This is a genomic window from Bradyrhizobium sp. 521_C7_N1_3 (genome assembly GCF_052075975.1).
In the GTDB taxonomy this organism is placed as follows: Bacteria; Pseudomonadota; Alphaproteobacteria; order Rhizobiales; family Xanthobacteraceae; genus Bradyrhizobium; species Bradyrhizobium japonicum.
Window position 1 is genome coordinate 1,567,092 of the sequence record NZ_CP197232.1, and the last position, 20,287, is coordinate 1,587,378.

Annotated in this window: 15 protein-coding genes and 3 pseudogenes; 14 read left to right on the forward strand and 4 right to left on the reverse strand. The window is 57.9% G+C overall.

Going from position 1 to position 20,287, the window contains the following annotated elements; all coding sequences use genetic code 11:
- Positions 1 to 394: 394 nt before the first annotated feature.
- The 3 genes from AB7008_RS07245 to AB7008_RS07255 all read right to left on the reverse strand — a co-directional run bounded on the left by AB7008_RS07245 (position 395) and on the right by AB7008_RS07255 (position 4,215).
- Positions 395 to 781: a response regulator transcription factor gene (locus tag AB7008_RS07245; protein WP_014497989.1), complete on the reverse strand. Its 387-nt coding sequence runs from the start codon at positions 779 to 781 to the stop codon at positions 395 to 397.
- A gap of 84 nt (positions 782 to 865) precedes the next feature.
- Entirely contained in the window at positions 866 to 1,549 is a 684-nt protein-coding gene (locus tag AB7008_RS07250) for a response regulator transcription factor (protein ID WP_011084526.1), read from the reverse strand.
- Positions 1,546 to 4,215, reverse strand: a complete 2,670-nt coding sequence (locus AB7008_RS07255) for a PAS domain-containing protein (protein ID WP_038937436.1) — start codon at positions 4,213 to 4,215, stop codon at positions 1,546 to 1,548. The genes AB7008_RS07250 and AB7008_RS07255 overlap by 4 nt, the downstream gene beginning before the upstream one ends.
- An 878-nt stretch (positions 4,216 to 5,093) precedes the next feature.
- On the opposite strand from AB7008_RS07255, the gene AB7008_RS07260 reads away from it, so the two are divergent.
- Both AB7008_RS07260 and AB7008_RS07265 read left to right on the forward strand, forming a co-directional pair.
- Positions 5,094 to 6,158: an IS630-like element ISRj1 family transposase gene (locus AB7008_RS07260; RefSeq protein WP_011084514.1), complete on the forward strand. Its 1,065-nt coding sequence runs from the start codon at positions 5,094 to 5,096 to the stop codon at positions 6,156 to 6,158.
- Positions 6,159 to 6,233: 75 nt separating this feature from the next.
- A protein-coding gene (locus AB7008_RS07265; RefSeq protein WP_110115998.1) for an IS5 family transposase occupies positions 6,234 to 6,994 on the forward strand; the annotation gives its coding sequence in 2 pieces (ribosomal slippage) (positions 6,234 to 6,573 and positions 6,573 to 6,994; 762 coding nt in all).
- Between the two features lie 122 nt (positions 6,995 to 7,116).
- Here the strand turns inward: AB7008_RS07265 and dctA are convergent.
- Positions 7,117 to 8,433, reverse strand: a complete 1,317-nt coding sequence (gene dctA, locus AB7008_RS07270; RefSeq protein ID WP_011084529.1) for a C4-dicarboxylate transporter DctA — start codon at positions 8,431 to 8,433, stop codon at positions 7,117 to 7,119.
- Between the two features lie 1,107 nt (positions 8,434 to 9,540).
- Between dctA and AB7008_RS07275 the strand changes: the two genes are divergently transcribed.
- From AB7008_RS07275 to AB7008_RS07330, 12 genes and pseudogenes are all read left to right on the forward strand, one after another.
- Positions 9,541 to 10,152 carry a molybdate ABC transporter permease subunit gene (locus AB7008_RS07275; protein WP_011084530.1) on the forward strand — a complete coding sequence of 204 codons (612 nt, stop codon included), beginning with the start codon at positions 9,541 to 9,543 and terminating at the stop codon, positions 10,150 to 10,152.
- A gap of 645 nt (positions 10,153 to 10,797) precedes the next feature.
- On the forward strand, positions 10,798 to 11,889 hold the full coding sequence (locus AB7008_RS07280; RefSeq protein ID WP_011084531.1) for a hydrogenase small subunit: 1,092 nt from the start codon (positions 10,798 to 10,800) through the stop codon (positions 11,887 to 11,889).
- 13 nt (positions 11,890 to 11,902) lie between these two features.
- On the forward strand, positions 11,903 to 13,693 hold the full coding sequence (locus tag AB7008_RS07285; protein WP_011084532.1) for a nickel-dependent hydrogenase large subunit: 1,791 nt from the start codon (positions 11,903 to 11,905) through the stop codon (positions 13,691 to 13,693).
- A 4-nt stretch (positions 13,694 to 13,697) separates the two neighbouring features.
- The gene (gene cybH, locus AB7008_RS07290; protein WP_014497983.1) at positions 13,698 to 14,390 is read left to right on the forward strand and encodes a Ni/Fe-hydrogenase, b-type cytochrome subunit; all 693 of its coding nucleotides are present in this window, start codon (positions 13,698 to 13,700) and stop codon (positions 14,388 to 14,390) included.
- A gap of 34 nt (positions 14,391 to 14,424) precedes the next feature.
- A pseudogene (locus AB7008_RS07295) lies at positions 14,425 to 15,023 on the forward strand (HyaD/HybD family hydrogenase maturation endopeptidase).
- A gap of 2 nt (positions 15,024 to 15,025) precedes the next feature.
- Positions 15,026 to 15,316, forward strand: coding sequence for a HypC/HybG/HupF family hydrogenase formation chaperone (locus AB7008_RS07300; protein ID WP_011084536.1), 291 nt, complete (start codon positions 15,026 to 15,028; stop codon positions 15,314 to 15,316).
- A 572-nt stretch (positions 15,317 to 15,888) separates the two neighbouring features.
- Positions 15,889 to 16,745, forward strand: a pseudogene (locus AB7008_RS07305) (hydrogenase expression/formation protein).
- A gap of 835 nt (positions 16,746 to 17,580) precedes the next feature.
- Positions 17,581 to 17,934, forward strand: a complete 354-nt coding sequence (locus AB7008_RS07310) for a nickel-dependent hydrogenase large subunit (RefSeq protein ID WP_014497978.1) — start codon at positions 17,581 to 17,583, stop codon at positions 17,932 to 17,934.
- Positions 17,927 to 18,268, forward strand: a complete 342-nt coding sequence (hypA, locus tag AB7008_RS07315) for a hydrogenase maturation nickel metallochaperone HypA (RefSeq protein WP_011084541.1) — start codon at positions 17,927 to 17,929, stop codon at positions 18,266 to 18,268. Before AB7008_RS07310 ends, hypA begins: the two co-directional genes overlap by 8 nt.
- A gap of 209 nt (positions 18,269 to 18,477) precedes the next feature.
- Entirely contained in the window at positions 18,478 to 18,780 is a 303-nt protein-coding gene (locus AB7008_RS07320; RefSeq protein ID WP_014497976.1) for a hypothetical protein, read from the forward strand.
- Positions 18,726 to 19,079, forward strand: a complete 354-nt coding sequence (gene hypB / locus AB7008_RS07325) for a hydrogenase nickel incorporation protein HypB (RefSeq protein WP_441258651.1) — start codon at positions 18,726 to 18,728, stop codon at positions 19,077 to 19,079. The genes AB7008_RS07320 and hypB overlap by 55 nt, the downstream gene beginning before the upstream one ends.
- A 37-nt stretch (positions 19,080 to 19,116) precedes the next feature.
- A pseudogene (locus AB7008_RS07330) lies at positions 19,117 to 20,102 on the forward strand (IS3-like element ISRj2 family transposase); the annotation flags it as partial.
- Positions 20,103 to 20,287 lie beyond the last annotated feature (185 nt).

The following is a 20,287-nucleotide window of genomic DNA, read 5'->3' on the forward strand; positions in this document are numbered from 1 at the left end:
AGCGGTGACCAAGACATGAGGGGCGTCCTGGCGAAGCTCCATTTCGTCGTCACCGCGGCTGGGCTGAGCACAACCAATCTCGTGCTTGCCGAGCGCTCTCGGGAACCGCTCTGCAATGGAGCATATAGCTTCGCTCCAGGTGGAGTTAAATGCTAGGGGCGCTGATCGCTCTGGGCCGGCATTACTTTGATCACGACCTGGAATGAATCGAGCCGGCGTACCCTCCGTCTCTCGCAAGGTCAAAGGTTGTTTTGCAGCCGACAGTAGCCGGTAATGCTTTGGCGGGCAAGAATTAGCTCCTAATAACGTTAGGGCAGGTCGCGGTTCCGGCCGCAAAGAGGTTGCCCGGTGCGTGATCGTCGTTAGATCGGACAAGAACGCGCAGTTGATCGAATCAGATGCGGCCTCGGTCGCCATATGCCTGCAGTGCGCTGTCGAGACACTTGAGTAACTCTTGTACGCCGAATGGTTTGGCGAGGAAGCCGATCGCTCCGGCGTCCAAGGCTGACGCGCGTACGCGCTCGTTGGGGAAAGCTGTAATGAAAATGAAGGGTGCTTGGTAACCACGCGTCCGCATCTCTGCCAGCAGCTCCAGCCCGCTCATCGCTGCCATCTGCACATCAGTTATGACGCAGGATATCTCGTTCAACCGCGGCGACCGCAGGAGCGCCTCGGCCGAGGCAAATATCTGCACGACGTAGCCACGCGATTTCAAAAGGTTTTCTGTCGCCGCACGGACCGAGGGGTCGTCGTCAACGACGGAAATCAAAGGCGTGGACAAGATGAGCCCTCCCGACGCAGTACAGCGGCTGCCAAACCGTCAGCCACTTTCGCGAAAGTGGGCTTAAGTGATGGAATTGTAAAATCATACTTGGGTTTGTTCAGTGTGATTGGCGCTAATTCCGAGCGTCTCGCTCATTCTGATCAAGTCAGCCAGCGAGCGGGCACGCATCTTTTTCATTACGTGTCCCCGGTAGATCTTGACGGTGATCTCGGCGAGCCCAAGTTCGGCGGCTACCTGCTTGTTCATCAGCCCCGTCGCGACCAGTTTCATCACTGCCTGTTCTCGCGGGCTTAGGGTCTCAAATAGAGATTTCAGGTTCGCCACGGTTCGCTGAGCTTCTCGTCTTTTGCGATCGCGTTCGGTCGCCGCAACGACGGCATCAAGCAGTTCCTGATCGCGGAAGGGCTTGCTGAGGAAATCGACCGCGCCTCCCTTCATGGCCCTGACGGTCATGGGAATGTCGCCATGGCCGGTAATGAAGATGATTGGGATGTGTATGTTCAACCTGGCGAGCTCGGTCTGGTAGTCAAGGCCGCTCAGGCCCGGCAGCCGGACATCAAGAACTAGACAGCTTGTGACGTCCGGCATTGTGCTCTGCAGCATTTCACGGGCCGATCCGAACGCCACGACCTCCAAGCCTACCGATCGAAAAAGGTTCGTAAGCGAGCGACGCATAGAGATGTCATCCTCGACGACAAAGACGATTGCCTTCGTCGAAGCCTCGGTATGTCCGCCTTGGCCTCTCCAGTCAAATCGTCCTGTCACGAGATGGCCTCCTTATGCAGCGGAAGGGCAAACTGGAACGTCGCGCCCGGTCCATTTTTCTGAACCACTGAAATTCGTCCTCCGTGAACTTCCACGATCGACCGGCAGATCGAAAGGCCCATTCCTAGGCCGCTCGATTTGGTGGTGAAGAAGGGGTCCAAGACGCGGTCCGCGTCATTCTCGGCGATCCCGACGCCGCAATCGGTCACGGAAAGCTGCACGTACCCCAGATCGTCCGTAGATGATTGAATCAGAAGTTCACGCGGCCGGTCTGTAACTGCGTCCATGGCCTCGATTCCGTTCATCACCAGATTGATGATCACTTGTTGTAGCTGAATTCGATCACCGAGGACCCTAGGCAGCGCAGACGCCAACTCGCTTCGCAACGTCACTTGGTGGCTCACCAGCTCTCGTGTTACCAGCGCGCTGACGTCCCTAACCACCTGATTAATGTCGAGCGGCACCATCTCGATCTCGCCCTTTTTCGCGAGTGCGCGAATACTACGGATCACCTCGCTTGCCCGGATTGCATCTTCTATGATCCATTCGACTGAAGAGCGCGCGGCTGCAAGATTGGGAACATCGCGAGCCATCCAGCCGAGGCACGCATCGGCGTTGCTGAGGATAGCGGCGAGTGGTTGGGTTATCTCGTGGGCGATAGAAGTTGTCATTTCTCCCAAGGTCGTTACACGCGTCACATGTGCAAGCTCCGCCTGTGCCTTTCGCAGCTCTTGTTCGGCCTGATCAGCGCGAATGGTAGCGGTGATGTCAGTGCTGACGCCGCGATAGCCCAAAAAATTTCCGTTTCCGTCGAAGAAGGGCTTGCCACTAGTGCGGACGTAGATCGGAGATCCCATCCTATTTACGGTACGGTAGATGAGATCCCGGAACGGCAGGTGTGCCTGCAACGTCGCCCGATGCTGACGCCACTTCTCCGGTTCTTCTTCCATGTCGCACGCGATGTCCCAGCGAAGCAGGCCCGTTAACCCTGTCGCCAAAATTCCCGCAGCGCTGGTGTGCTCGGACAAGTGAGTGACCCGATGATCTGGCCCGGTTTCCCAGAGCCAGTCGGAAGCAGTCTCGGCATAGTCGCGAAAGCGCTGTTCGCTCTCGCGCAGCGCTACAAGCGTGTTTTCCAAGCGTTCCCTAGCTGCGTGTTGCTCGGTAACATCCATATGTGTTCCGATCAGCTCGCTGACATTACCATCGCTGCCGACGACAACGTGTGCAACGGAGTGTATGCGCCTTATCCCGCCATCTGGCAGAATAACACGGAAATCATATTCGAACCGTTCGTGCTCCTGGTCAATCGCCTGACGCTGCACCTCCTGCAACCCTGGCAAGTCTTCCGGATGGATGCGCGATCGAATAGTCTCTAGCGAAACCGGCTCTTGTGGGTTAAAGCCAAACAGGCGGTCGACCTCAGCGGAGCGATAAACGAAATCTCGTGTGTGGACGTCCCAGGACCAGCTGCCTGTGTGAGTGAGATGCTGAGCCTCGGCCAGATAGGCCTCGCTTCGGCGCAACTGCTGTTCTGCTCGCCTAGCTGCCGTAATATCGGTGGCTGCCCCAACAAACTCAATTTCACCAGAGGCGGTTCGCGTGACTCGTGCCTGCGCATGGATGTGCTTCACGGAGCCGTCAGGTAGCAGCAGCCGGTACTCGTGCTCGAAATCCCTCAGGTCTCGCATCGCTTCATCGATAATCTCTTTGACAGAAGCCCTATCATCTGGGTGCGTGCGCTCAATGACGAGTTGTGGCGCCGGTGTCGTCTGAAGATCGATTTGGAAAATCCGAAATGTCTCCTTAGACCAGAAGGCCTCGCCGGTAGAGGCGTTCCAGCTGAAGCTGCCTGTATGACTCAACTCCTGCGCGTGAGCCAAATGCGCTTCGCTCCGCTGCAGCGCAAGCTCGGTCTGCTTGCGCTCCGTAATATCTTCGCACGCCATGAGGATGACGGGGCGGTCGCCGGCCCAAAGCATGGCCTTGGCGTTTTCACGCACCCACAATACAGAACCGTCCTTCCTGACTTTCCGGACGTCCCAAGTGCGCGATTGTCCAACATCCTCAAGACACGTCTGAATGCATTTGCGGACGAATGCGCGATCCTCCTCCAGAAATACGTCGAGCACGGATTGGCCCAATAGTTCTGCACAAGCAAATCCCAGTTGTGTCGCGCCCAACGTATTGACGTTGAGGACAATGCCGGCCTCATCGACCATGAAGTACATGGCTGGATTGTGCTCGAAAATTGCGCGCCACCGTTTTTCACGATCCTCCAAATCCGAGGCACTCCGCTGAAGCTTGGCCGCAGCCACACGTGCAGCCTCTCTTTCCTGGCGGAGTTTTCCAATCAGGTACGTTCCGACAACAGAGACAATAAGAAATGCAACAACCACAGGAACATCGCGGGGATCATCGATTCGTAAACTAAACGCCGGCGGCGCAAAGTAGTATGCGAGAGCAGCGATTGCGATGATGCAAAGCGCTGATGAAGCAATGAAGCTGCCCATCAACGAAAATAGTAAGACTACTAACAAATAGGCGAACGCCGCGGCGGCGAAATGCGCCTGAAAGTACACGCAAGTCAGTGTAACCGCGGCTAGCGCTATGCTGCCCAAGGTCAACTGAGGGGCTGAACGTTTGAAACTGCTGATCCTATACATTTTGAGACCGTCCGGCCTGTTATCCGGCGGGAGAGCTATAGCATTTTAGGCAAAAATGAGGCAATCTTGAACACTTGGGTCCGCATGATAGCGTGTGCAAGATCGATCATCGGCTGCCGAACTCAGCACGCGCGGGGAAAAAACGCATTATAAACATACGTATATTTGTCCTAAACCTTCAGTAGGTGTCGCTGACGCGACTTTAGTCGAAGCTGAAACGTCCGCTTTTGCGCATCGCTCGAGCCTACGGCCAATGCGCCCCATTAGGCCGCGGAATGAGGACAGTGGTTTCAGTTCAGCCGATAGGTTCGAAGGCGCGCCTCCGGACCGGCAAGGATCAGAAAAAAGCTGCCCAATGACTCGTCTCCCCGACACAGCCGCTCCCGCGAAGAAAGCGCAAGTTCGCCTGCCGACACAGAAGCCGGAGTCGCGCGAGTCCTACGCGCGATGATGATTCGTTCCAATCTTATCGCGCTTTAGCTGCGAAAAACTGGTTCCGCTGGAAGCGAGCGGCGTCGCAGAACGCAGGGCAGCCTCGTATGACTCGCCACGGCTTTGTCGAGTGCCATTCACGCTGATCACACCCACCATGCTCTGCTAACGCAGCGCGCATCGTAACGAGAACGACAAGCTGCGTCCGCAGGATCCCTACGTCGTCCTTAATCGCGTGAGGCAAGTGGAGCGACGTGCATATGGATCTTCGTAGGCGGACCAATACCTAGTCCGTCAGTCCCGTCATCGGCTTGGCAAAAATGTTGCACAAGCGTTCAGATGGCCGGTAGCCCTTGAGTGCGAAAGCGAAACCCTGAAAAAGCTCCTGCCTCTTTTCTCGCTAGTACCCACTTTTCTTGGAACGTGAGTCGTGATTCAAGGTCGGGATGATACCCGAAGCAAGAGAAGTCCACCTTTCGAGGAAAGATCGCAAGGTGCTTGAGGCGTGCTGTCGCTCACCGGTGACGTTGCAGCGCGATTTGAAGCGGGCGCGGATAGTTCTGTTGGCGGCGGATGGGCGCAGCACCCGGTCGATCGCCAAGGAAGTTGGGGTCCAGCCGCGGATTGTCAGCCTTTGGCGGCATCGCTATGCCGACCATGGCCTTGAAGGGCTGCAAGACAAGCCGCGGCCTGGCAAGCAGCCGATCTATACGAAGACGACCGACAAGCGGATTCTGAAGCTGCTGGATAAGCCGCCACCGCAAGGGTTTGCGCGCTGGACCGGCCCCCTGCTGGCCGAGGCGCTGGGCGATGTCGATGTCCAATATGTCTGGCGGTTCCTGCGCAGCCACAAGATTGACCTGGTGGCTCGCAAGTCCTGGTGCGAGAGCAACGACCCGAACTTTACGGCCAAAGCCGCCGATGTTGTCGGCCTCTATGTCGCGCCGCCGGCGAAGGCCATTGTGCTGTGCGTGGACGAGAAGCCCTCGATCCAGGCTTTGGAGCGAGCGCAGGGTTATCTGAAGTTGCCCAATGGCCGCGCCTTAACCGGCCAAAGCCACGATTACAAGCGGCATGGCACCACAACATTGTTTGCGGCGCTCGAAGTCGCCACCGGAAAGATCATCGCGACCCATTCAAAACGCCGGCGCCGCGTCGAGTTTCTCGATTTCATGAACAGCGTCACCGCGACTTTTCCGAACCGCAAGCTTCACGTCATCCTCGACAACCTCAACACCCATAAAAAGAACGAGGACTGGCTCAAGGCCCACCCCAACGTGCAATTTCATTTCACGCCGACAAGTGCGTCATGGCTCAATCAGGTCGAAGTATGGTTTTCCATCTTGCAGGGGCAGTCGCTCAGCGGCACCTCCTTCACGAGCCTCAAGCAGCTTCAGGAACACATCGATGCCTACGTCAACGCATACAACGACAGAGCCGAGCCCTTCGTCTGGACCAAGAAAAAGGTCCGTCAACGCCGTTTCAAAGGCCGCCGTATCACTCAGCTCTGATTCCGGGTACTAGGGTCTGTACCTAAATAGCGCCACGTGATTCTCTTGCCTACGTGTTGATTCGGGGGCGAGAGAATGCGCGCTGGTTTGTTTTGGCTGAACGACAGGCAATGGGCGCGTATCGAACCGCATCTGCCGAGGGGACTGACGGGGCCGGATCGGGACGACGACCGACGCATCGTCAGCGGCATCATTCACATGCTGCAATCGGGTGCACGATGGCGTGATTGTCCACGTGAATACGGCCCTTACACGACGATCTACAATCGCTTCAATCGCTGGGCCAAGCGAGGACGATGGTGCGCAATCTTCGAAGCGCTGGCCAAGCCTGGCGAAGACGGCGTCGTACTGTCGCTCGACTCGACCTCGATTAAAGCTCACCGGTGTGCCTCCGGCGGAAAAGGGGGGAGCACAATCAAGCAATCGGCCGCTCGCGCGGAGGCCGCACGACAAAAATCCATGCGCTGAGCGATCCGCTCTGCCGGCCGGTCGTCCTGCATCTGACTCCAGGCCAGGATGCCGATATCGCTGCGGCTCCCGATGTCCTGGCGCTCGCGCCACCCATGAGCGTGCTCCTCGCCGACAAAGGGTATGATGGCGACAAGCTTCGCGGCGAAATCATTCGTCGTGGCGCCAAGCCCGTAATCCCCAATAAATCTAACCGTGTCGTCATCCATCGCTTCAACAAACGCGCCTACAAAGGACGAAATGTCATCGAACGCTGCTTTTGCAGGCTCAAGGACTTCCGGCGCATCGCCACGCGATATGACAAGCTCGCCCGTAATTTTTTGGCCGCTGTTCATCTCGCCGCTCTCGTCGCATATTGGCTCAATTGAGTCTGGACCCTAGCCTCTCAGGGGCAGCTGCCCTGGCTGCGGCGCGGAATAATGCTGTGCGCCGGAGAGCGCAGGGGGAGTATTCGTGTCCGAATGGCGGCGGTTCAGATCCGGGACCTACCTCATGTGCTTGTAGTGTCGATAGTAGTGGAAGCGGTGGACTTGTTGAGCCGAGTCTGCAGCGTCACGTGATCGAGCTCGCTTTCCCACCAGGATACGAACACAGCCGCGATGCCATTGCCGATGATGTTGGTGAGGGCGCGCACCTCGCTCATGAACTTGTCGATAGAAAACACGATTGCCATGCCCGGCACCAGAGCTGGGTTTACTACCGATAATGTCGCAGCGAGCGTGATAAAGCCTGCGCCGGTGACGCCGCTTGCTCCCTTCGAAGTTAGCATTGCTACTAGCAGGATCGTGAGCTGCTGGCCAAAGCTGAGATCGACACCGAGTGCCTGGGCAATGAACAATGTTGCAAGTGTCATATAGATATTGGTGCCGTCAAGGTTGAAGGAGTAGCCAGTCGGCACCACCAGCCCGACCACCGGCTTGGAGCAGCCCAGCCGCTCGAGCTTCTCCATCAATTGAGGGAGCGCGCTTTCGGAGGATGAAGTACCGAGCACGATCAGAAGCTCGTCTTTAATATAGATAAGGAACTTGAAGATTGAAAAGCCGACGAGGCGGGCGATCAGACCAAGCACGACTACTACGAATAGGGCAGCAGTCACGTAAAACAGCGCGATCAGACCGATCAGATTGCCGAGTGCTGCGGGCCCGAACTTGCCGACTGTGAAAGCCATGGCGCCGAAGGCGCCGATCGGGGCCGCTTTCATTACAATAGCTATTACCCCGAACACCGCGTGCGCGACGTCGTCAATCATGCCGCGCAGACGCTCGCCACGCTTTCCCAACGCCATCAGCGAGAAGCCAAAAAGGATCGCGAACAGGAGAACCTGCAGAACATCGCCGCGAGCGAAGGCGCCGACCACGCTATCGGGAATGATGTTGAGAATAAAGTCGACGGTTTTCGAGGCTTCCGCCTGCTTGACGTAATTGGCGACCGCCGCAGCATCCGGTTTGACCGCAAGGCCATGGCCAATCCGGACCAGATTGCCCATGGCAAGGCCCAACAGCAAGGCAAAGCTGGAGACGATCTCGAAATAGAACAGCGCCTTGACGCCGACGCACCCGACTTTCTTGGCATCTTGAATATGCGCAATGCCAGACGTGACGGTGCAGAAAATAATGGGCGCGATCACCATCTTGATGAGCTTGATGAACCCATCACCGAGCGCCTTGACCCAGTCGTTTGTGGCGACAGACGGCCATAGGCAGCCAACCATGGCGCCAATTAGGATTGCGATCAGCACCTGGACGTAGAGTATCTTATACCAAGCTTGCGACGCGCGCACAGGCGCCGCGGTTGCCATGGTGGTCATGACGCTTCCTTCCCGAATATACTCGAATGTGTGCCGCGGCTCGGTGAGAGGCGACAGTGTCATACGAGACTAATCATTATAGCCTTGCGCGATTGAAGACGCGTCCGAGAGCCGGCGCGTCTTTCCAAAGGCAGGCGTTTAGTTGCGTTGTCCTTTCTCGCTAAGCAAGATATGCACCAAATCCCAAACTGCGGCGGACTAAAAAGTCGCGGACAATGGCCTCCCTTCGGTGGCATCGGCTTGAGTGCTCTTAGCCGTGTTCGCAAGGTCGAACATTAGGCTGCAGCGTAGCGCGCATTAGCGGAATGCTGGAGTGTTGAGATCGTGCAGCAGTACGTGCAGTTGGTAAAATTGCTATTTTGGATTGAACGAATTTACCGAATGGAAGTCTGGCTAGGAGCTGCGTTGCCCGGATAGGACCTCTGATGGATGACTGCGTTTTTCCGCAAGCGGCCAATCTCGTCGATGACGCGGCGTTTGTCTCCACGCCTGTGCTGACGATGTGCAAGCTAAGCCGGTCAGGGGAGCGGCCGTCGCTCGCGGCCCCTCGCGCCTTTGCCGCGTCGCCGAACCAGCCTTACGACGAGTTTTCAGCTACTTCGTTTGCGTAGCTGCCGACCGGCAGGCTTCTTGCGATCGGTTCAGCTACCGGCCCTGCGAGCACGGGATTTGAGCCGCCGACAAACCAAACAGGCATTTCTCGAGTCGAGTCTGCCGTTTTCGTTGGGCGGCTGTTGCTGTCCGCTTGGAAACAAAGATGCCAGAAACCTGACAAAGCGTTAGGTCCACTCCACGGTGACGTCGGCGTCTACGCAAAGTGCTTTCACATAAGCATAGCGCCGCCGCTGTTCGCACGTGGCACTCGAATTGCTGATGACAAATGAGAAGCTGCCGCCGTCGGGTGGGACGAAGCGGACTTGTCACAGGAGTTGCCGATGAGCCTTGCGATGCTGCTCTTGCTCGCAGAAACGGTGCGCGTAAATTTGGGGGACAGAGCGAGCTGCCGCACGAACAAATGGCTATTCGCACCACATCGCTGGGCAGCCCGACGTGCAGGCAATCACTATCGCGATACGGCGACCTGCGCTCGTTGGCGGGCTGACGCACATGGATTTTGATTCGTCAGAGATCTCGCAATCCATTGCGCTCACGATAGAGCTCGCTAGCGTGACGACCGTGATCCTCCTCGTGATTGGTGTGCCCCTCGCCTGGTGGCTGGCGCGTTCAAAGACTTTTCTGAGCGAGGCTGTCGCTGCGCTAATTGCCCTTCCGCTGGTACTACCCCCAGCGGCTCTCGGCTTTTGCGTACTCGTTCTGCTCGGCCCCGACGGACCCGGCGGCGTTCTCGCCTCTTTCTGGGGCGAGCGCACGCTCGCTCTTACCTTCGTCGGGATCGTGGTCGGATCGGTGCTCTCGGCGCTGCCATTGGTCGTGCAGCCGATACGTAACGCCTTTCTTGCGGTTGGCGATCACCCGTTGGAAATGACAGGGCGTGTTTCGCCATTGTATGGCTTCGTTGCTATCATCGCACCGCTGGCGCGACTGGAGCTCGTTAAAGCGGCCGTGCTTGGATTTTCTCACACGATAGGCACATTCGGCGTCGTGATGATGATCGGCGGAAATATTCCTGGACGCACCAAGGTGTTGTCGGCCTATGTCGTGGACTACGTCCAAGAGCCGCGCTGGCACGAGGAAGTGTGGTTGCCGCTGGTATGGTGATGTTCGCATTTGCGACAATCTTCACCTTAGCCATCATCGACAGACATTGTACCGGGCGAGGCAACGAATCATCTTAGGTTTGCCAGGGCGATCGCTCTAAACGTCCAGCCTGTCGCCGCGCACAGCCCCGTAGGCGACGAGCCCCTTGGAACCAGGGGCAGATCGGATCAAATCAGACCTAAAGTCAAGCCAACGTGCGCACCACATTCTCAGTCCCTTGCGGGCTCTGTTCCTTGCTCGGCAACCGCGTTGGTACGTGCTGCCTGCATTAGGTTCGATTATGAGCGCTTTAACGCACCGTTGGTCAGCGATCGGCAAGTCTGATTGAGGCCGGGCAATGTGGTGCCCGTCGACTGAACCAATTCTATTCAACAATCGGCATCATGAGTGCCGCCTGCAGGAGCGTAGTTCCCTTCAGCGGTGAACGATCGGCTTGATTTGTTAAAGTGCTCACATCGACGTCGAAAACTGGACACCAATAGCGTAGCAGATCAATGGCCTAGCTTCTGGGACGCTGGCCGGATTCGACAAGCCGAAAATCTTAAAGCGGTGGCTTGTTATCTTTCAGGTGTTTCGCTCTGCTGGCTTGTTTCTTGCCGAACATCACCAATCGTAACGCTGGCGACAACTCGCTTGGAAGGTTTCATGGGTGATGCAACGGAAACCTTCTACGGCGTGATCAGACGACAGGGTATCACGCGTCGCAGTTTCCTTAAATTCTGCAGTTTCACGGCCGCGAGCTTGGGGCTTGGTGCAAGCAGTATTGCGCACGCCCTGGAAACCAAACCGCGAGTGCCCGTCATCTGGCTGCACGGGCTTGAGTGTACCTGCTGCTCGGAAAGCTTTATCCGCTCGGCTCATCCCTTGATCAAGGACGCGCTGCTGTCGATGATTTCGCTCGACTATGACCATATGATCATGGCGGCGGCAGGACACCAGGCTGAGGCCATCCTGGAGGAAACCCGTGCCAGGTACAAAGGCGGATATGTGCTTGCCGTTGAAGGTAACCCGCCCTTGAACGAGGGTGGCATGTTCTGCATTGACGGCGGCAAGCCGTTCGTTGAAAAGCTCACGTCGATGGCGGAAGAGTCCATGGCGATCGTCGCTTGGGGCACGTGTGCGTCCTGGGGATGCGTGCAGGCGGCCAAGCCAAATCCGACTCGCGCGGTGCCGATCGATAAGTTAATCACCAACAGGCCCTTCATCAAGGTGCCCGGGGGCCCGCCGATCGCAGAGGTCATGAGCGGCCTCGTGACTTTCATTACCACGTTCGGAAAGCTTCCAAAGCTTGATCACCAAGGGCGTCCAAGTATGTTTTATTCCGAGCGCATTCACGATAAGTGCTACCGGCGGTCCCATTTCGACGCTGGTCAATTCGTCGAAGAGTGGGACGACACCAACGCACGCAAGGGCTATTGCTTGTACAAGTTGGGCTGCAAGGGACCAACCACCTACAATGCCTGTTCGGCCCTTCGGTGGAACGGCGGCGTTTCATTTCCCATTCAATCCGGCCACGGCTGTCTCGGCTGCTCCGAAGATGGCTTCTGGGATAAAGGGTCATTTTACGACCGACTCACGACCATCAAGCAGTTCGGCATCGAGCAGAACGCCGACGAGATCGGCATGGCCGCTGCCGGCGTGGTGGGGCTAGCGGTCGCTGCCCACGCGGCGGTCACCGCCGCGAAGCGGTTGAGGCACCGGCCGGATCGCCCTGCCCACAAAGGCAAGCCGAGTTGAGGAGGTAACGACGGTGGCCGTCCAGACGCCGAATGGGTTCAATCTCGATCGTTCCGGCAAGCGAATCGTTATCGATCCGCTGACTCGCATCGAAGGCCACCTGCGCATCGAAGCTAATCTCGATTCCGACAATGTGATCCGCAATGCAGTCTCAAGCGGGACGATTTGGCGTGGCATCGAAGTCATCCTGCGTGGGCGCGATCCGCGCGACGCATGGGCGTTCACCGAGCGGATTTGCGGGGTCTGCACCGGTACCCATGCGCTCACCTCCGTGCGCGCGGTTGAAAATGCACTAGGAATTACGATTCCGGAGAATGCAAATTCGATCCGCAACATCATGCAGCTGTGCCTGCTCGTGCATGATCACCTCGTACATTTCTATCACCTCCATTCGTTGGATTGGGTCGACGTGGTCTCCGCCCTCAAGGACGATCCCAAGTCGACCTCTACACTGGCGCAATCTATCTCGCCCTGGCCGCTGTCATCCCCTGGCTATTTCAAGGATCTACAGATCCGGCTCGGCAAATTCTTCGGATCAGGGCAACTCGGTCCGTTCAAGAATGGCTATTGGGGGCATCCGGCCTACAAACTGCCACCGGAAGCGAACCTGATAGCGGTAGCTCATTATCTTGAAGCACTCGACTTCCAGAAGGAGATCGTCAAAACCCAAGCGATTTATGGCGGCAAGAACCCGCATCCAAATTGGCTGGTGGGCGGCGTGCCGTGCGCGATCAACATCGACGGAATCGGAGCGGTGGGCGCAATCGGCATGGAGCGACTGAACATTATATCCTCCATCATCGACCGTTCGATCGAGTTTGTCGAGCAGGTCTATCTGCCCGACATTGCCGCGATCTTTTCGTACTATAAGGACTGGCTCCACGGCGGCGGTCTTTCGAGCAAAAGCGTGATGTCCTATGGCGATATCCCCGAAAAGGCCAATGACTGTTCCGGCGAGAGTTTCAAGCTGCCGCGCGGGGTCATTCTTGATGGCAATCTCAAGGAGATATTGCCGATCGACCATGGTGATCCCGAACAGATCCAGGAATTCGTCGCGCATTCATGGTATAAATACCCCGGCCATTGCTGCGGACTGCTTCCCTGGGATGGTATCACCGAGCCGAGTTTTGAACTTGGGCCAAAACTCAAAGGCAGCAAGACAGATATTAAAGAACTCGACGAAGGCGGCAAATATTCCTGGATCAAAGCGCCGCGATGGCGCGGCCGCGCCGTGGAGGTTGGGCCGTTGGCCCGATACATTATCGGTTATGCGCAAGGCAAAGCCGAGTTCAAGGAGCCCGCCGAGAGACTGCTCAAGGGGCTCAATCTTCCCGTGACTGCGCTGTTCTCGACCCTTGGCCGTACTGCGGCGCGGGCGCTCGAATGCCAATGGGCGGCGCATCAGATGCGCCATTTCCAGGATAAGCTGGTAATCAACATCAAGGCGGGCAACACGGCAACTGCCGATATCAGCAGGTGGAGGCCGGAAACCTGGCGCAAGGAAGCCAAAGGCTACGGGTTCACTGAGGCGCCTCGCGGTGCGCTCGGGCACTGGATTACGATCAAGGACGCTAAGATTGACAACTATCAATGTGTCGTGCCGACGACATGGAACGGATCTCCTCGCGATTCAAGCGGCAATATTGGCGCTTTTGAAGCTTCGCTGATCGGCACTCCGATGGCCGATCCGCAGCGCCCGTTGGAGATTTTGCGCACCATCCACTCCTTTGATCCGTGCTTGGCTTGCTCGACGCACGTGATGAGTCATGAGGGTCAAGAAATGGCCTCAATTAGAGTTCGTTAGGCCCATGCGGAACAGGGCTCAGAAGTTTCTTGCCGCCGCCGATGCGGCACTGGCTGGTCGCAGCATCCGTGGGGGCACCGCCCACATTTATGCGCTGGTGCGACTCTGGCATTGGGCTAATGCAGCCGCGATTCTGGTACTGAGTTTAACAGGCTATCTTATTGGAACCGGGACACCGGCGATATGGGGAATGGCAAGCGGCGGTTTTCTATTCGGCTATATCCGCTTTGCTCATTTCTCGGCGGGATATGTACTCAGCGCCGGCTTTCTTCTGCGTATCTACTGGGCCTTGATGGGAAACGCGCACGCCATGCAGATCTTTTGCGTGCCGCTTTGGCGCCGGTGCTTTTGGCGGGAGTTGCACCACGAGATTCGCCGGTATTCGTTCCTTGCGGTTGAGCCTGAAAGGGGCCTCGGGCACAACCGCCTTGCTCAGCTAGCAATGTTCTTCATGTTTACGCAGACGATCACGTTCATGGTCGTCACCGGCTTTGCACTTTACGGGCAAGGTGCCGGTACTGACAGCTGGCAGTACAAGGTGTTCGGCTGGGTGTTTTCACTCTGGCCGAACAGCCAGGACTTTCACACCTGGCATCATCTCGGCCTGTGGGTGATCGTGATGTTCGCGCTGGTCCACATCTACGCGGTGCTCTGGGACGACGTCGTGTCGCGCCGCAGCTTCCCTTCTATCAAGTAGGTGAGCATTGGTTTGGCGATTGACTGGGAAGCGGATGCTCAATTCAACAGAGAAAAAGCGGATTTTGGTGCTCGGCATTGGCAATATTCTGTGGGCCGATGAGGGATTCGGTGTGCGTGCGGTCGAGGAGTTTCATCGTAGCTACGCGGTCGATGATACGTCACCGTTCTCGATGGCGGCACCCAGGGGCTCTACCTCGTTAGTTTTCTTGAGGGGGCCGACTGCCTGATCGTGTTCGACGCCATCGACTATGGATTGCTGCCCGGGCAGTTGGAGCTTGTACGAGATGACGAAGTGCCAAAATTCACGGGGGCCAAGAAGGTGAGCCTGCATTAGATGGGCTTCCAGGAGGTCTTGAGCGCGGCCGATTTGCTTGGCCGCCGCCCGCGAGAGCTCGCTCTTATCGGCTGCCAGCCGATGGATCTGGAGAATTGGGGCGGTCCGCTGACCGCGCCGGTGCGCTTTCAGATTCCCCCCGCGATTAGACTGGCCTGTAAGCTCCTAGAGCAGTGGGACTCGCCGGCAAAACCGCGGAGTGCGCCGCTGCCTGCATCAGAACGGCTGTTGGCGAACAATATTGACCATGCGAATTATGAAATGAAAGGCAGAGCCGATCTAGCGGCCTGCGGCTGATTATGTGCCTTGGCTTGCCAATGACGATTGTCGAGACCGACGGTGTCACCGCGTTATGCGAGTATGGCAATGAGCAGCGGCGCATCTCCGTCGTGCTGCTCGCTGATGTACGGGCCGGCGCCAAGGTGCTCGTTCATATCGACAGCGCAGTGCGGCTCCTGGACGAAAACGAAGCAAGGCTGATCTGCAAAGCACTTGACGGGCTTGAGGCCAGCCTCAACGGTCAGAGCTGCGATCGCTTCTTTGCGGACTTGATCGGTCACGAGCCGCAATTGCCGGAGCACCTACGCTAGCGCTTCCGCTCCCTTGCACCGGCTGGGGTTCATAGACCGGATTCCAGTCGCAGGACCATCGGCTTGGACAACGTCAGGCGCTACGCCGTTGGGTCGAACGCGACTCGCGCACCTAGAGATGATTGGCATGCGCCTTGCTAACCGCCATGCTGGCAGAACCGATCATGATCAGAGAGGAGTGTGATGAAGTTGCAGCCGGCTCAGCATGCTCTGACACGGCCCGCTCCGTCCGACGACGTGGAGGGCGTTAGCGCCGATGCGCGCCTGGTCGCGCACGTTCCCAGGAAGGCGACCTTGATGCCGCTGCCGGCGGCTGATCCCCTACATATTCTGCGGATCAGTGAAGCACCCTCGCGCGGCCCTGGTGGCACACTGACCGGCCGGCCCGGCCAGCGTAGACTGTCGACGCCGCGCCTATCCCCGAGGAACAATATACTCTGCCTGATCGGCAAGAGACCGGATCGTTTGCTCACGATCAACCGCATCTCCTCACCGATCCTTTGGGCACTCGCCGGCAGCACCGACGCCGGCAAGTGCAATACCCCTCGACACAGACAATGGAACATCGCATCGTGAAAGCAGCGATCCCCGTTGTATCTGGCGGCGCCGGCCGCGCGGCGAGCGGCTTTACCACAGGTTCTGGAACTCTCGATGTATTCTATCGCGGCGCGACAAGTGCGCTTGTCAATCGCGTTTGGCGGGTTTGCGACGAACGTGCAAGGAAGTATCCGAACGCTGCCCTGCTAATGTCAAATGTCGCTGCTGCTGTTGGGGGTCAGAGAAGCGGTGATCCGACACAATTGTACGGACTCGCAAATTTCAGCGATGCCGAGCGCAAGCTGATTGACGAATTGCTCGGGGAAGGCGAGGTGACCGGGTGGTTGCGTTGCCGGACGGCAGTTTGGCACAAATCCGGGAGTCCGTGCATGCCGGAATCTGGCGCGTGCGCATCGGAACCGAACCGGCGCACGAATATGTCGAGGTTGGAGCGATTCCGCAGATTGTCCGGCGTGCCGCAACTGACCTGACATCAACCGAACTTCTGATTGACACGCCGCCGGATGGCGCGATGAACGTTCAACCGGTGCTGGCCGAAATACGCGAGCGGGCCAGCGTCTGGCAATTTTGCATGAATGCGCATGTCATCAATCTGACGTTACTGCCAATGAGCGTTGTCGACTTGACATTCCTGCAGCAAAGCTTGGGCAACGGACCCGTCCAACTCATGTTGCGGGGCTACGGTGCCTGCAGAGTGCAGGCGACCGGGACTAGGAATGTTTGGTCCGTGCAGTTCTTCAATTCTACGGACAACATCATCCTTGATACGGTGGAGGTCGGGGGCGTGCCGATTGTTGCGTTGGCTGCCGACGAGGATTTCCAGGACTCTGCCGGACGCGTGCAGGAAATTCTCGAGGCGTACTTCACATGATGCGCTCGGGCACTCGACATCAGTTGCGATCCCACAGACGGCGCCTTCGGATGGATCATAGCTTGCGCGGGGGGAGGGGGCAGCATTGCGCATGAACCTCACTGCAAGCAACAAAATCCATGTCCGCGTATTGCTAGCTGCCGACGTAGTCGCCTCGGTCGAGATCCAGCCGCGAGTCCGGCCGCCGCTGGGTCGGATATTCGCCGGAAAGCAGGCCTCGTCACTGCTCAACGCAGTGCCGCGGCTCTTCGCGTTATGTGCCGCTGCGCAGCAAACCGCACTGTTGACCGCGATCGAAACGGCGCGCGACGAAGTGATCACCCTCGCAAAAAAAACAGCATCGTATTGCGCTGATCGTTACCGAGCGCATCATGGATTTGGCACGGGGCCTATTTGCCGGACATCTCACGCTAGAGGTCGCCAGTGCGGCAGCAATCCGCTCCCTGATGTCGGAATTGTCAGCGCTTGTTCGCTCCGCCCAGCGAGCCTCGTGCCCCCCCTCAACGGGAAGCAACAGCGCGGATCGCGGCGGCGCTGGCCGCGCTGGGCGTACCGAATGAGGGACGCGCGCTCAGGTCCGGCAGCCCACTGTCGCTTCGCGTCGCGGCGCTTCATGAGGCCGGCTTGAAGTCGGCTCCGGCAGCATACTCGTTCCTGTCCGCTGCTGACGACTTCAACATCGCGAAGCGATTGCTCGGGGATGATTCGACGTTTTGCGATTGTCCGGATCTGGAAGGACATGTGCCCGAGACGGGTCCTTGGGCGCGCCAAATGACCCGGGATCGGTTCTTGCTGAGACCCTTCGGTGCGGCCGAGCGGCTGATGGCCAGAATAGTTGAAATCGTCCGGGCTATGTGCCTGGCTTGAGGCCGGCGCTCAGCCGGATACCGCAGAGCATGGGATTATCGAAAGATATAAGCTTGGGCCCGGTCGTGCAGCGGCCGCGGTCGAATGCGCCAGGGGACGTCTCTACCACGCTGTTGAGCTTGACGCTCACGGCCGGATATCTCGCTTCGAATTCCTGGCGCCGACGGAGTGGAATTTCCATAAGCGCGGACCGCTTGTACGGAACCTGCAGGGCGCCGTGCTGACAGCTCCGCGGCGCTGTGATGCAGTCCACGCGGTGATTGCGTCGCTGGATCCGTGCGTCGGGTTCACTCTCAATTTTCGTGAATTTCACGATGCATGAAATGGCCATTTGCATGGGGATCATTCAGATCGTCGAGGAGAAGGTACGGGAGCGATCCTCTTCGCGGGTGCGGAGCGTCTGTTTGGAATTGGGAACGCTGAGTCATGCCGCGCCTGAAGCGATCAGGTTCTGCTTTGCTGTCGCTGCAATGCGGACCGTTGCCGAAGGCGCCGCGCTTAATATCGTTGAACTACCGGGCGTTGCCTGGTGCATGAGCTGTTCGAAGAGCGTTGAAATTGCACGCCGGGGTGATTGCTGTCCTTGCTGCGGCAGTTATCAGTTGCAGGTAACCGCGGGCGAACAGATGCGCGTGAAAGCGCTGGAGATCGATTGATGTGTACCGTTTGCGGCTGCACGGAAGGTACACCGACGACCAAACACTCGAGGACAAATGATGCGAAGAGCCACGAGCGATACAATGACCATGTGCGGGACTCTTGCGATGGCCATTCTCCTCTTCGCCGGCCGGCCCACCATCAGGCACATGGCATACAGCCGCTTCCGAGCGGCGGCGCCGGCTCGGCTGATTCAAGGGTCGGGGGCATGAGCGGAAAGCAGGTCATCGAGATCGAGCGCGATATCCTGGGCAAGAATAATGGGATTGCGGCGGTCAACCGGGCCCTCTTCCTTGCCGATGACGTTCTCGTGTTTAATCTTTTATCCAGTCCCGGTGCAGGTAAAACGACGCTGCTGGTCCGTGCCGCGTCCGAGCTCAAGCGCAGCCGCCCGGTCGGTGTCATCGAAGCGACCAGCAGACCTCGAACGACGCTGAACGTATTCAGGCTGTCGGCGTGCCAGCCGTTCAAATCAATACCGGCAAGAATTGTCATCTCGATGCTGCAATGATCGGCGGAGCTTATCGCCGCTTGCCCCTGCTTTCAGGCGGCATTCTCTTCATCGAGAACGTCGGTAATCTGATCTGTCCCGCTGCCTTCGATCTTGGCGAGGCCTGCAAGATCGTGGTGTTCTCGATTACGAAAGGTGAAGACAAGCCCCTCAAATGTCCTGATATGTTTGCTGCTTCATCCCTCGTGGTGATCAACAAGATCGATCTGGCGCCGCTGCTTGAATTCGATTTGGAAAAGACCATCGAGAGAGCTGGCCTCGCAAATTCGGACAGTAGCTTGAGTGGATTTTCTGCCTGACAGCGGCGAGGATTCTTGCTGCGAATCAGGAGCGAAGATGACGAAGAAGAGCCGCCGGACGCATTCTCCGGCATTCAAGGCGAAGGTTGCTTTGGCTGCGGTCAAAGGAGACAAGACACTGGCGGAGCTGGCGCAACTGTTTGATGTTCATCCGAACCAGATCACGATCTGGAAAAACCAGCTCCTGGAAGGCGCCGCCGGCGTGTTTGGGCATGACAAGACATCGGCCGAGACGCCGGTCGATTTGAAGGCGTTGCATGCCAAGATCGGCGAGCTGGCGTTGGAAAACGATTTTTTGTCCGGCGCGCTCACCAAGGCGGGCCTGCTGAGCGCAAAGCGATGATCGACCGCGGTCATGATCTTTCTATCGTGCGCCAGGCGAAGGTCCTGAAGCTGGCTCGCAGCACGGTCTACTATGAACCTCGGCCAGTTTCGGCCGAGGACCTTGCCTTGATGCGTCGGCTCGATGAGCTGCATCTCGATTATCCCTTCGCGGGAGCGCGTATGCTGCGATCGTTGCTGCGGCGGGAGGGGGTATACGCCGGTCGCCGCCACATCGCGACGCTGATGAAGCGCATGGGGATCGAGGCGGTCTATCGTCGCCCGAACACGAGCAAGCCGGCTCCGGGTCACAAGATCTACCCGTACCTGTTGCGCGGATTGAAGATCGAGCGGCCCGACCATGCGTGGGCAATGGACATCACCTACATTCCGATGCGGCGTGGCTTCGTCTATCTCGCGGCGGTCGTCGATGTGTTCAGCCGACGGGTCCTGGCCCATCGCGTCTCGATCACAATGGAGGCGGCCTTCTGCGTCGAAGCGGTCCAGGAGGCGTTGGCGAAGCACGGCAGGCCCGCGATTTTCAACACGGACCAGGGCAGCCAGTTCACCAGCCTCGAGTTCACCGATGTGCTGCTGGACGCGAAGATCGCCATCAGCATGGACGGCAAGGGCGCCTGGCGCGACAACGTGTTTGTCGAGCGGCTCTGGCGCACGGTCAAATACGAAGAAGTTTATCTCCGCAATGGCCGCATGACCGTCGCCGACGATTTTGTCGTCGCTCTGGTCGGGCTACGCCCTCCCGACGCAACGACAAAATCGTAAAGCCCCGCGTTCAGCATAACCCGGCAGGAATCCACTTAAATCCAGCGGGGCGCTGTCCAAACAACCGGGGCCAGCTCTGAGTATGCCAGACGGGTCAACCCAAA

What these genes read in the sequence shown, in the direction of transcription:
- AB7008_RS07255 (WP_038937436.1), bottom strand. Translation starts at nt 4,215, where the DNA reads ATGTATAGGATCAGCAGTTTCAAACGTTCAGCCCCTCAGTTGACCTTG.
- AB7008_RS07260 (WP_011084514.1), top strand. Translation starts at nt 5,094, where the DNA reads ATGATACCCGAAGCAAGAGAAGTCCACCTTTCGAGGAAAGATCGCAAG.
- dctA (WP_011084529.1), bottom strand. Translation starts at nt 8,433, where the DNA reads ATGACCACCATGGCAACCGCGGCGCCTGTGCGCGCGTCGCAAGCTTGG.
- AB7008_RS07275 (WP_011084530.1), top strand. Translation starts at nt 9,541, where the DNA reads ATGGATTTTGATTCGTCAGAGATCTCGCAATCCATTGCGCTCACGATA.
- AB7008_RS07280 (WP_011084531.1), top strand. Translation starts at nt 10,798, where the DNA reads ATGGGTGATGCAACGGAAACCTTCTACGGCGTGATCAGACGACAGGGT.
- cybH (WP_014497983.1), top strand. Translation starts at nt 13,698, where the DNA reads ATGCGGAACAGGGCTCAGAAGTTTCTTGCCGCCGCCGATGCGGCACTG.
- AB7008_RS07300 (WP_011084536.1), top strand. Translation starts at nt 15,026, where the DNA reads ATGTGCCTTGGCTTGCCAATGACGATTGTCGAGACCGACGGTGTCACC.
- hypA (WP_011084541.1), top strand. Translation starts at nt 17,927, where the DNA reads ATGCATGAAATGGCCATTTGCATGGGGATCATTCAGATCGTCGAGGAG.
- AB7008_RS07320 (WP_014497976.1), top strand. Translation starts at nt 18,478, where the DNA reads ATGAGCGGAAAGCAGGTCATCGAGATCGAGCGCGATATCCTGGGCAAG.